The 10,872-nt window shown below is 63.3% G+C and carries 11 protein-coding genes; 4 read left to right on the top strand and 7 right to left on the bottom strand.

Annotated features, from left to right (window positions below; genetic code table 11):
* Positions 1-104 precede the first annotated feature (104 nt).
* A complete protein-coding gene (locus EOC93_RS30145) occupies positions 105-1,196 on the bottom strand; it encodes a DUF937 domain-containing protein (RefSeq protein ID WP_127206444.1) in 1,092 nt (363 codons plus the stop codon).
* A 269-nt stretch (positions 1,197-1,465) separates the two neighbouring features.
* On the opposite strand from EOC93_RS30145, the gene EOC93_RS30140 reads away from it, so the two are divergent.
* Complete coding sequence (locus tag EOC93_RS30140) at positions 1,466-2,209, top strand: class I SAM-dependent methyltransferase (RefSeq protein WP_127206443.1); 744 nt, start codon at positions 1,466-1,468, stop codon at positions 2,207-2,209.
* 23 nt (positions 2,210-2,232) lie between these two features.
* On the opposite strand, the gene EOC93_RS30135 is transcribed toward EOC93_RS30140, so the two are convergent.
* The 3 genes from EOC93_RS30135 to EOC93_RS30125 all read right to left on the bottom strand — a co-directional run bounded on the left by EOC93_RS30135 (position 2,233) and on the right by EOC93_RS30125 (position 5,221).
* Complete coding sequence (locus tag EOC93_RS30135) at positions 2,233-3,606, bottom strand: glutamate--cysteine ligase (RefSeq protein ID WP_127206442.1); 1,374 nt, start codon at positions 3,604-3,606, stop codon at positions 2,233-2,235.
* Positions 3,607-3,807: 201 nt separating this feature from the next.
* Entirely contained in the window at positions 3,808-4,542 is a 735-nt protein-coding gene (locus tag EOC93_RS30130; protein WP_127206441.1) for a 16S rRNA (uracil(1498)-N(3))-methyltransferase, read from the bottom strand.
* A 31-nt stretch (positions 4,543-4,573) separates the two neighbouring features.
* A complete protein-coding gene (locus EOC93_RS30125; protein WP_127206440.1) occupies positions 4,574-5,221 on the bottom strand; it encodes a hypothetical protein in 648 nt (215 codons plus the stop codon).
* An 87-nt stretch (positions 5,222-5,308) separates the two neighbouring features.
* Between EOC93_RS30125 and EOC93_RS30120 the strand changes: the two genes are divergently transcribed.
* Both EOC93_RS30120 and EOC93_RS35485 read left to right on the top strand, forming a co-directional pair.
* Complete coding sequence (locus EOC93_RS30120; protein ID WP_127206439.1) at positions 5,309-6,007, top strand: type 1 glutamine amidotransferase; 699 nt, start codon at positions 5,309-5,311, stop codon at positions 6,005-6,007.
* A gap of 269 nt (positions 6,008-6,276) precedes the next feature.
* Positions 6,277-6,408, top strand: coding sequence for a hypothetical protein (locus EOC93_RS35485; RefSeq protein WP_280953354.1), 132 nt, complete (start codon positions 6,277-6,279; stop codon positions 6,406-6,408).
* A 100-nt stretch (positions 6,409-6,508) separates the two neighbouring features.
* On the opposite strand, the gene EOC93_RS30110 is transcribed toward EOC93_RS35485, so the two are convergent.
* The 3 genes from EOC93_RS30110 to EOC93_RS30100 are packed head-to-tail and all read right to left on the bottom strand — an operon-like array spanning position 6,509 to position 9,313.
* Positions 6,509-7,282, bottom strand: coding sequence for a metallophosphoesterase family protein (locus EOC93_RS30110; protein WP_126107242.1), 774 nt, complete (start codon positions 7,280-7,282; stop codon positions 6,509-6,511).
* Positions 7,283-7,317: 35 nt separating this feature from the next.
* The gene (locus EOC93_RS30105; protein WP_095483569.1) at positions 7,318-8,454 is read right to left on the bottom strand and encodes an alpha-hydroxy acid oxidase; all 1,137 of its coding nucleotides are present in this window, start codon (positions 8,452-8,454) and stop codon (positions 7,318-7,320) included.
* Positions 8,455-8,509: 55 nt separating this feature from the next.
* Positions 8,510-9,313 carry an FCD domain-containing protein gene (locus EOC93_RS30100; protein WP_127206438.1) on the bottom strand — a complete coding sequence of 268 codons (804 nt, stop codon included), beginning with the start codon at positions 9,311-9,313 and terminating at the stop codon, positions 8,510-8,512.
* Positions 9,314-9,509: 196 nt separating this feature from the next.
* Here EOC93_RS30100 and EOC93_RS30095 point away from each other — a divergent pair, with 196 nt between their 5' ends.
* Entirely contained in the window at positions 9,510-10,832 is a 1,323-nt protein-coding gene (locus EOC93_RS30095; protein ID WP_127206437.1) for a DUF3422 family protein, read from the top strand.
* The last annotated feature ends 40 nt before the right edge of the window (positions 10,833-10,872 follow it).

The raw sequence follows: 10,872 nt of genomic DNA, 5'->3' as shown, positions 1-10,872 counted from the left end.
GGCGCCCACCCCCTGCCGGTTCCCCGCCGGCCCGCCTGCACACTGCCCGGCCCTCTCGAGGGCTGGGCATTTTTCTTTTTGGGCGGCGCTGACCTGATGTTGGCCTACCGCCGATCCATGCCTCGCTTGAACTGATCGAAGATCGATTCCATGCCCTTCTGGTAATCGTCGCGCTGCTGCGCGCCTGTCTCGAACATCTTGCCGAACAAGTCGTCGAACGGATTCTGTGGCCTGCCGCTTGGGCTGGCCTGCGGCTGCGGCGCCTGGCGCTGCTGGGGCGCCTGACGCGGCTGCGGCTGAGACTGCTGCGCGCCACCGCCGAACATATCCTGCAGCACCTTGCCGAGCGGATTGTCGCCGCCATAGGGATTGGGTGCCTGCTGCGGCTGGGTCTGCTGCGGCTGCTGCATGCCGCCGCCGAACATATCCTGCAGCACCTTGCCAAGTGGATTGTCGCCACTGGGGTTTTGCGTCTGCTGTGGCTGGCCTTGCGGCTGCTGCGCGCCGCCGCCGAACATGTCTTGCAGCACCTTGCCGAGCGGATTGTCGCCATAGGGGTTCTGCGTTTGTTGGGGTTGCGGCTGCTGCGCGCCACCGCCGAACATGTCCTGCAGCACTTTGCCAAGCGGATTGTCGGCTGGGCTTGCAGGCTGCGGCGCCTGGCGCTGCTGTGGTGCCGGCGCCTGTGCGCCTCCACCGGCCTGCCGCATCATCTGCTCGATGATCTCGCCGAGCGGATTGCTGCCGCCGCCGAATCCGCCTGCTGCCTGCATCTGATTTGTGGTCTGCTTGAACAGGCCGCCCATCACCATCGAAGCCACCGCCGGCAACATCTGCTGCAAAACCTGCTGGCTGACGCCGCTCGCCTGCGCAGCCTGGCTGGCAACGGCGCGGGACAGGTCCTTGGAGCCGAACAGATGCCCCAGAATGCCATTGCCTTCATCGACGCCCTGCGGCGAGAAAGCCCGGCTCGCGTCCTCGAAATACTTGGCGTGCTGGCCGCTGGCCATTGCCGTCATGAACGAGCCGAGCCCGTAAGGGTCGGAGGTGTTGCGCTTCAGCCCCTGTGAAAAGGCCGGCAGCAGCGCCTCGACCGCCGATTGCGTTTGCTGCTGCGAAAGCCCGAACTGTTGGGCCAGGGCCTGCATGCCGTTGCCGTTCTGCGCCTGCGTCAGAATGTCGAACAAGGAAGGCATTGGTTTCTCCTCGAAAATCCGCGCCTGCAGAAACCTAGACCGTTTCCCACGTTTGTTGAAGGGGCACCGCAAGCGTGCGTGCTCCATCGCCTTACGGAACTTCAAACATCCTGAATGAAGTTCTGACATCGGTGTGCACGGGTGCCCTCCGACATGGCGGATCTGAGGCTCCTGTCACGCCATCAGCGTCAGGTGGTTTTGAAACGATCATTGCGTCTTGCGCCGGGCTCCGAAACGATGCGAGAACGAAAAGGAGGGCAACCCGGTATTTGATCGAGCCGACCATGCATCATGATTACTTTGCCGAAAAGTCCTTCTCGCATGACTGGACATCTACGCATATCCCGAAATGGCAGCGCTTGTTCAAGGCTATCAAGAACAGAGATCTTGAAATACTTGAGATAGGCTCGTTCGAGGGTCTGTCGGCTGTGTTTTTCCTTTCGTTTTTCAAACGGTCGAAGATTTGCTGTGTCGACACATTCGCCGGGAGCAAGGAACACGTGACGAGCGGTTCTGAGTATGAGGCGGATATGAGTTCCGTCGAATCAAGGTTCGACAAGAATCTCGCTCCCTTCGGAAGCAGGCTGGAGAAGCTCAAGGGACTATCGATCGAAATCCTGCCGAAGCTTCGTCGTGAAGGCCGGACATTCGGGCTGGTCTATGTCGACGGCGACCACCAAGCCGCCAGCAGCTTTGCCGATGCGTCGCTGGCCTGGCAGATTCTGGAAACGGGCGGCATCATGATTCTGGACGACTATGTCTGGATGCCGGATCGACCTGCCGCGGATCGGCCGCGGGCTGGCATCGATGCGTTCCTTGGGTCGATAGAAGGCCAGTTCGAGGAGCTGCGGCGAGGTTATCAGATCATTATTCGCAAGACGCCATCGCAAGCCCGCCTGGCCGGTTCGGATTTGTTCGGATCTCGGCCGCAGGAAATCATGACTGGCGGGGCCGTCGAATTGACCTTGGCGGGGCGTCTCCGTGCAGCTTTAAAGAAATTCGGGAAACGTTAAGTCGCCTCCTCCAACATAAACCCTTAATACGCATATTCCATGAACACCGGCTCGATCGAGCCGCCCCAGCGCGTATGATAGGCGGAGAGCAGCTCTTCGGCGCTCGTGGTGCCGCGTGCGACGACTTCGTCCAGCGTGCTGAGGAACGAAGTTTCGTCGTAGCCGTCGCGGTTCTTGCGGCCGCGGTTCTTCAGCCCCATGCGCGAGATGACGAGCACGTCGCGGGCGATCTCGCGCAGTGTCGTGTTGCGGAACGGCGCCGAAATGCCCTGTTCCGGCACGGCGTTGCGCATCGCCAGCACTTCTTCATAACTCCAGCTCGAGGTCAGCGCCTCGGCCGCGTCGAGCGCCGCCGTGTCATAGAGCAGCCCGACCCAGAAGGCCGGCAGCGCGCAGATGCGCCGCCACGGTCCGCCATCGGCACCGCGCATTTCAAGGAAACGCTTCAATCGCACATCGGGAAACAGCGTCGACAGATGGTTCGCCCAATCGCCCATCGTCGGCAGCCCGTCGGGGATCTCGTTGCGGGCCGCGCCTGCCATGAACTGGCGGAAGGTGACGTGCGTCATGTCATGGTAGTGGCCGTCGCGGATGACGAAGTACATCGGCACGTCGAGCGCCCAATCGACATAGTCGGCGAAGCCGAAGTCGGGCGAGAAGCAGAATTCGAGCAGGCCCGAGCGCTGGTTGTCGGTGTCGCGCCAGATGTCGCCGCGCCAGCTCTGGAATCCGTTGGGCCGACCCTCGGTGAAGGGCGAGTTGGCGAACAGCGCCGTCGACAGCGGCTGCAGCTTCAGTGACACCTGCATCTTGCGGCGCATGTCGGCCTCGCTCTCGAAGTCGAGATTCACCTGGATGGTGCAGGTGCGGTACATCATGTCGAGGCCTTTGGTGCCGACCTTGGGCATGTAGCGCGTCATGATCTCGTAGCGCGATTTCGGCATTTTCGGCGTCTCGGCCAGCGACCATTTCGGGCTGCCGCCGAGGCCGAGGAAGCGGATGCCCATCGGTTCGGCGATCTCGCGCACCTGTGCCAGATGTGCATTGCCTTCGCGGCAGGTCTGGTGGATCGTCTCCAGCGGCGCGCCGGACAGCTCGAACTGGCCGCCGGGCTCCAGCGAGATCGCGCCCTGGCCGGTCGGCTCGACCAGGCCAATGATGCGACCGGCATCCATGATCGGATCCCAGCCGAGTTTTTCCTGCATGCCTTCGAGAATGGCGCGGATGCCGTGCTCGCCGCCATAGGGCACCGGCGCATTGCCGTCGACATAGAACGGGAATTTCTCGTGTTCGGTGCCGATGCGCCATTTGTCGCGCGGTTTGTTGCCTTCGGCCAGATGCCCGACAAGCTCGTCGACGCCTTCGATGGGCCGGAAGTCGGTTGTGTCGCGCGCCATTACAAGCCCTCTAGCACATGACCCTGAAAATCGGCTTCGATTTGGAAAGGATCATGCCCCAATCAAATGCTACAGCGTCCTTGGCGCATCCGAAAGGACGCGCGGCGCTGCAGGCGGCCGGACGACCGCCGGCGCTAGATGGACGAAATGTCAGTAGGCGATCAAGCGAAAAATCCTGAGCCACAGGGTAACTGGAATTGATCACCAATCCCCGACCGTCGCCTGTATCACCGCCAGTGCCGCCACCGCAGCCGTATCGGCGCGCAAGATGCGCGGACCGAGCGGGATGGCGGTTACGAAAGGCAGCGCCCTCAGCATCCTTCGTTCCTCGTCGGAAAACCCGCCTTCAGGCCCGACCAGCAGCCCGAATTTCTTCTCCCGCATCGCTTGCAGTGCGGGCAGAGGATTGTTGGTCGAGGCATCCTCGTCGCAGAAGATCAACCGCCGCTCCTTGTCCCAGCCTGTCAGCAGGCGTTCGAACTTTTCCGCTTCGCGCACGTCCGGCACCGCCAGGATGCCGCATTGTTCGGCAGCCTCGACGACATTGGCGCGCAGGCGCTCGATGCCGGGCTTTGCCACTTGCGTGTGCTGGGTGATGACCGGCTGCAGGACGCCGGCGCCCATCTCGACCGCCTTCTGCACCAGATAATCGACCCGTCCCTGTTTCAATGGCGCAAAGCAATAGACGAGATCGGGCAGCGGCGGCTGCGGCCGCTGCAAGGTAAGCACCTTCAGGCGTACCGCCTTCTTGGATCTGGCGGCGATTGCCGCCGACCATTCGCCGTCACGGCCGTTGAACAACAGGATTTCGGCGCCCTCGCCGAGCCGCAGCACATGCATCAGGTAGTGGCCCTGCTGCGGGCTCGCCTCGAACTCGATATCCGGTCCGAGGTCGTCCGGCACGAACAGCCGCTGCATCTTGTAATTGGCGCGCATCGCCGAGGAATGGGCGAGCCGGCTCTTGGCGTCAAGTCTCGGCCGAGGGATGCCAAACCGGCTCGTAGCCTTGCCTCAGCACCGAAACGGTGGTTGCCGGCGTGAGCAGGCGAATTGGACGGCCTGCAAAACCGCCGAACCCCACCGGTTCGCCATAGCCGGCGAACGACCAGCGCAATACCTCGCCGCCCCGTATCGCATAGGCGCTGCCGCCGTTCGCGACCATGGCGCCGTCCGGCAACCCGGCAAGTTCTTCTGCGGCTACGACGGGTGCCCGCCCACCTGCGGCGAGCCGCTCCTTATGCAGCCGCTTGTCGACCTGCGGTGCGCGCGGCTCGGCAATGCCGAAGGATACGCCGAAGCGCTGGACAAAATCTCTGGCCCGCTCGCGCCGGCAGAAGAAGCAGGGCCGATGGCCGGCAGAGAGCGCGGTCACCTCGTCCAGGAAAAACAATTCGGTCCAGCCGGGTTTTCCCCCTGGCCTGTTGCGGCCCATCGGCTCGCGCCGCACATCGCGGAATTCGCAGACGCAGATGATCCAGGCATGGAGCGCCCAGCGCTTTTTCAGCAGTGTCTTCGTTTCGGGGTCATGGATGATGCCGCGGTTGCCCATGAACAGGCCGCGCTCCGGCACGGCATGGAGGACGCCGAACGGGTCTACGCGGTTCTGCAGTGGCATAGCTTTCTCCCCGGACACGCATCTTGGCTGGAATGATGACGGCATGATATCGCTCGTCGCATCATTTTCATGTCAGCAGGTTTTTCAATGCGGGTGCTGGTGGTCCAGAATTTCGACAATGAGGGCCTTGGCCAGATCGGCGCAGCTCTTGTCGAGGCGGGTGCCGACATCGATCTGCGCCGGCCCTATTGTGGCGAGACGCTGCCGCAGGACAGCGATGCGCACGACGCCATGGTCGTGCTCGGCGGCGCCCAGAATGCGTTGGACGACGAGATTTGCCCGTATTTTCCGGGGTTGCTCGACCTGACGCGCGATTTCGCCGACAAGGATCGCGCCGTTCTCGGTATCTGCCTTGGCAGCCAACTGGTCGCGCGCGCCTTTGGCGGCGAGAACCGGATCGGCGGCGCCTCGGAATTCGGCTGGCATAAGGTCTCGCTCACTCCGGCCGCCAAGGCCGATCCGGTGCTCGGCGCGCTACCCGAAAATTTCCCCATCTTCGAATGGCACGATGACACCTTTGAACTGCCTGAAAACGCTGTGCGGCTCGCCGGCAACGACGTCGCCGAGAACCAGGCGTTTCGCATCGGCCGCGCCGTCTATGGCTTTCAGTTCCATTTCGAGGCGGACCGGCCGATGGTCCGCGACTGGAGCAGGTCCTTTGCCCCGCTCATAGCCGAGCGGCATCCTGACTGGAGTGACCGGCTCGACGACGAAATGGCCCGCAACGGAGCGGATGCGGATGCCGCCGGGCTGGCCATCGCCCGCGCCTGGGTGGCGACGATCTGACGGCTTGTCAGGGCCGACGTTGCATATTTGGCACGCTGACAAAAATCCGCTGTGGACAGCTTGTTTCGTCCTTGGCTTGTGGCCGGCCGCCACCCTAGAAGGCACGCGCTCTGCATCTTCCGTGCAACCGCGATGAACCCTTTGTGTCACTCGCGCGACACATCGCCGATACAGAACATCCCTAGAAGCGCGAAATCGTATTTTCGTTTCAACCCATTGGTAACCCGCCTCGTGCACAGATGCAGAAAGCTCAACAAGAGATGACGTCCGTGAAAGCAGCGCTTCTGTCCTTTGCCATGTTGTCGGCCATCGTGTTGTGCGGCCTCGGCACTTATTCCGGCGACGCAGCCGCCAACCACAACGCCGTCGACGGCTACGGCGTCACCGCCGCGCTTCGCTAGCGCGTGCCACCCAGAAGCCTGCCTTTGGGCTTGACCCGAGGGTGCGCAGCGGTTTTGGGATAACGACATAAACAAACTAAGACTTGAAGCGCGACCCGCCTTAAGCCCTCTCACCTGACACCACCAGGATACGCTTGTCGGCGCCGTCCACGACGAGCGCGGTGAGGTTTCCCGTCTGGTAGGCGAGCGTGTCGATATTGACGCGGTTGATCATCACCTCGGCCTCCGGCACCGGTGTGTGGCCATGCACCACGATCTTCGGATGGAGGCCTGGATGGTTGTGGAAGATATCGCGGATCCAGATCAGGTCCTGCGTGGTCTGACTTTCCAGCGCAATGCCTGGCCGGATGCCGGCATGGCAAAAGAAGAAGTCGCCGAACGTCAGTGAAAACGGCAGCGACTGCAAGAAGTCGACATGGCTTTTCGGCACGGCCTCGACAAGTGCTGCATGGCCTTGCCGCAGTGCCGCCTCGGACCTGCCAAACCACGCGCCGCCGCCTTCATTGATCGCCACCCCGTAGGATTGCGCGGTCTGGATGCCGCCATAGCGCATGAAAAGTCCGTCTGCGTCGGGGGCATCGAGGAAGTCGAGGAAGCCGATGTCGTGGTTGCCCGCGAGCATCAGGTGACGCGGGTCGCGTTTTCGCGCTTCGATCAGGAAATCAAGGACCCCCTTGGAGTCCGGGCCGCGGTCGACATAGTCGCCGAGATAGATGACACGCCAGTCGGCTGGTCGCGCCTGGATGATCTCGGCCGCAATCCGGCGGTACATGGCGACCAGCAGATCGAACCGGCCATGCACATCGCCGACCGCATAAAGGCGCATGCCTTCCGGTCCGCGCGCGTCGAGAAAGTGGATGCCGGGGGCGGTCAATGCTTCCATCTCCGTGATCATGCCGTCACGGGAGTCTAACGCCGAAGCTGATCCTTGCCCATGTCGGTTACCAGACGCTTTCCGCACAGCGCCAGCGTTATGTCCATCTCCTTGCGGATAATTTCCAAGGCTTTTGTAACCCCATCCTTGCCGAGCGCGCCCAGGCCGTAAAGGAAAGGCCGGCCGATATAGGTGCCCTTGGCGCCGAGGCACAGCGCTTTCAGCACATCCTGGCCCGAGCGGATGCCGCCATCCATATGGACCTCGATCGTGTCGCCGACCGCGTCGGCGATCTCTTCCAGCACTCCGATCGATGACGACGCACCGTCGAGCTGGCGTCCGCCATGATTGGAGACGATGATCGCGTCGGCGCCCGTCTTGGCTGCCATCAGCGCGTCTTCCTTGTCGAGGATGCCCTTCAGGATCAGCTTGCCGCCCCAGCGTTCCTTGATCCAGGCAACGTCCTTCCACGACAGATGCGGGTCGAACTGCTCCGTCGTCCATGACGACAGCGAGGTGAGGTCGCCGACGCCCTTGGCGTGACCGACGATGTTGCGGAAGGTCCGACGCTTGGTGCCCGCCATGCCAATGCACCAGCCCGGCCTGGTCGCCATCTGCCAGATGTGTTTCGGCGTGAAGCGCGGCGGCGCCGAAAGCCCGTTGCGGATATCCTTGTGGCGCTGGCCGAGGATCTGCAGGTCGAGCGTCAGCACCAGTGCCGAGCATTTCGCAGCCTTCGCCCTGTCGATGAGATCGAGGACGAAATCCTTGTCGCGCAGCACGTAGAGCTGGAACCAGAACGGCTTCTTGGTCACGGATGCGACATCCTCGATCGAGCAGATGCTCATCGTCGACAGCGTGAACGGCACTCCGAATTCCTCGGCCGCCTGCGCCGCCAGCATCTCGCCGTCGGGGTGCTGCATGCCGGTCATGCCGGTCGGCGCCAGTGCCACCGGCATCGCCACCTTCTCGCCGATCATGGTCGATTCCAGCGAGCGGTTGCTCATGTCGACCAGCACGCGCTGGCGGAATTTGATCTTTTGGAAATCCTCCTCGTTGGCCCGGTAGGTGCTTTCGGTCCATCCACCTGAATCGGCGTAGTCGAAGAACATCTTCGGCACGCGGCGGCGCGCCAGGTCCTTGAGATCGGCGATGGTGAGGATCATGCTCATGGGCTTCCCGCTGGTTCTCGCTAATTCGTAGTTGTTGATTTTGTCTGCCCGGCGCTCACGTGCGTTTCCTTGCCGGCTCGCCGTCGCCGGCTTCGGAGCGCTGCATGAGCCTCAGCCGCGACACGCGCTGCCAGTCGCCGCTGCGCTCCGCCTCGGCCATGGCGCGTTCGACATGGGTGATGTGGTCCATCGCCGCCTGCCGTGCGGCCGCCGGATCGCCGGCCTTCACCGCTGCGTAGATCGCCCGGTGCTGCGAAAGCAGCGCCTCGCGCGCGCCCGGCACGTTGAACACCAAGAGCCGGTTCTGGAACACGCCCTCCGACAGCAGCCGGTAGCACGAGCGCAGCGTGTGCAGGAGGATGATGTTGTGCGCGCATTCGCAGATCGCGTGGTGGAACTCGACGTCGATTTCCGCCTCGTCGTCGAAGTTGCCGGTGCGGTGCGCCTCGTCCATGCGCGCCATGATGCGGTCGAGCAGTGCCAGGTCGTGGGCTGTGGCGCGCCGCGCCGCATACTCGGCCGCCACCGCCTCGATCTCACGGCGGTATTCCAGATAGTCGGTCGCCGCTTTGCGGTGCATGGAGATCAGGTCCGTCACCGGCTTGGTGAACAATTGGCCGATGACGTCGGCGACATGTGTGCCGCCGCCGGGCCGCGTCGTCAGCAAACCGCGTCCTTCCAGCGCCTTCAGCGCGTCGCGCAGGATCGGCCGCGACACCTCGAACTGGCGTGCCAGCTCGCGTTCGCCCGGCAGCCTGTCGCCGGTGCGCAGAACGCCTTCGAGGATCAGGCTCTCGATCTGCTGCACCACCTCGTCGGCGGTGCGGGAATGCTCGATCCTGGAGAAAATGTCGCTCAACGGGGATGCCTGGGGATTGAAGCGGTGTCGCAAGATAAAGCCAGCGTCGCCAACTGGTCAAATTATTTATCCAATTTTCCCGACCGAGTCGGTTTCGCTGCTGTCGCCGCATATCGCGTTCGGCTAACTTGTTGTTTGCGTCCCTTGGCAATTGGCTCTAGAGGGACGACGATTGCGCAAGCCCGGGGGACCAGCCGTGGCAGATGACCCGTCCAATCTCGAATTTCAGCCTCGCGTCAAGGGCAGCGTCATGGGCTTTCCGGCGCATGAGGGACGGCCTGGCGCGCTTGGCGAGGTTCACGCCCGTCCGCATCCGCTGGTCGAGAAACCGCGCGTGCTGGTGCAGCTTTCCTTCATGACCGAAGCCGGATCCGGCGTCGACCAGGCGGTGCTTTCCGAACTGTCGCGACGCCTCGGCATCGCCGCGCCCGACCCCCACGCCCGCCACCATGCGATGAAGTGGGGCAAGGGCTCGCTGCGCTGGGAACGGCACACGGAATTCTCGACCTACCTGTGGGAAGGGCCGCTCGCCGCGAGCGGCCAGCGCCAGGAAGATTCGCCTTTCGGCAACGGGTTTTCGCCGCCGGGAACGGTGATATCCGGCATCAGGCTCGAAATACGCAAATGGACGCAGGCGAGCGAAAAGCTGATCGCCGGCTTCGACCCGACCAGCCTGTGCTATTCGCTGGTCGAGCGCGGCAACGCCGCTATCGTCACCGATTTCCGCCAGGACGGCGACGGCATGACCCGCATGCTGGTGCTCGACCGCGGCCTGACGCCGGCACGCACCGGCGCGCTGGCGCAACGGCTGATCGATATCGAAACCTACCGCACGCTGGCCATGCTTGGCCTGCCGCTGGCGCTGACCTTGTCCGGTCGCGCCCGCCGCATCGAAGACAGGCTGGCTCAGACCACGCTGGAAATGAAGGTCGCCGAGACCCGCGACAGCCAGACGCTGCTTGCCGACCTGACCGAGCTGGCCGCCGAGCTGGAGGCCGACGCCGCCTCCAGCCTCTACCGCTTCGGCGCCAGCCGCGCCTATGACGGCATCGTCCGCGAGCGCCTGGAGGCGCTGGAGGAGGAGGCGGTGCCCGGTTACGACACCTGGGGCGGATTCCTGCAGCGTCGCGTCGCCCCCGCCATGCGCACCTGCCGTTCGGTCGAGGAGCGTCAGGCCAATCTGTCGACGAAGCTCACCCGCGCCACCACGCTGCTGCGCACCTGGGTCGATGTCGAGGTCGAGAAGCAGAACCGCGGTCTGCTGGCGTCGATGAACAACCGCGCCCGTCTGCAATTGCGCCTGCAGCAGACGGTGGAAGGTCTCTCGGTCGCTGCTGTCTCCTATTATGTCGTCGGCCTCATCGGCTATGTCGCCAAGGGCGTTTCGATCTTCGGCCATGTCTTTGCGCCGGAGGTCGTCACTGCCGCCTCGGTGCCGCTTGCCATCCTGCTCGTCTGGTGGGGCGTGCGCCGTGTCCGCCGCATGCACTCAGAACCGGCGAAGCAGGCGGGTGAGTAGTCTCCCCCCTTGAGGGGGAGATGTCGCCGAAGGCGACAGA

This window comes from Mesorhizobium sp. M6A.T.Ce.TU.002.03.1.1 (genome assembly GCF_003997275.1).
Classification (GTDB): Bacteria; Pseudomonadota; Alphaproteobacteria; order Rhizobiales; family Rhizobiaceae; genus Mesorhizobium; species Mesorhizobium mediterraneum.
This window is presented reverse-complemented; position numbering and strand designations above follow the sequence as displayed.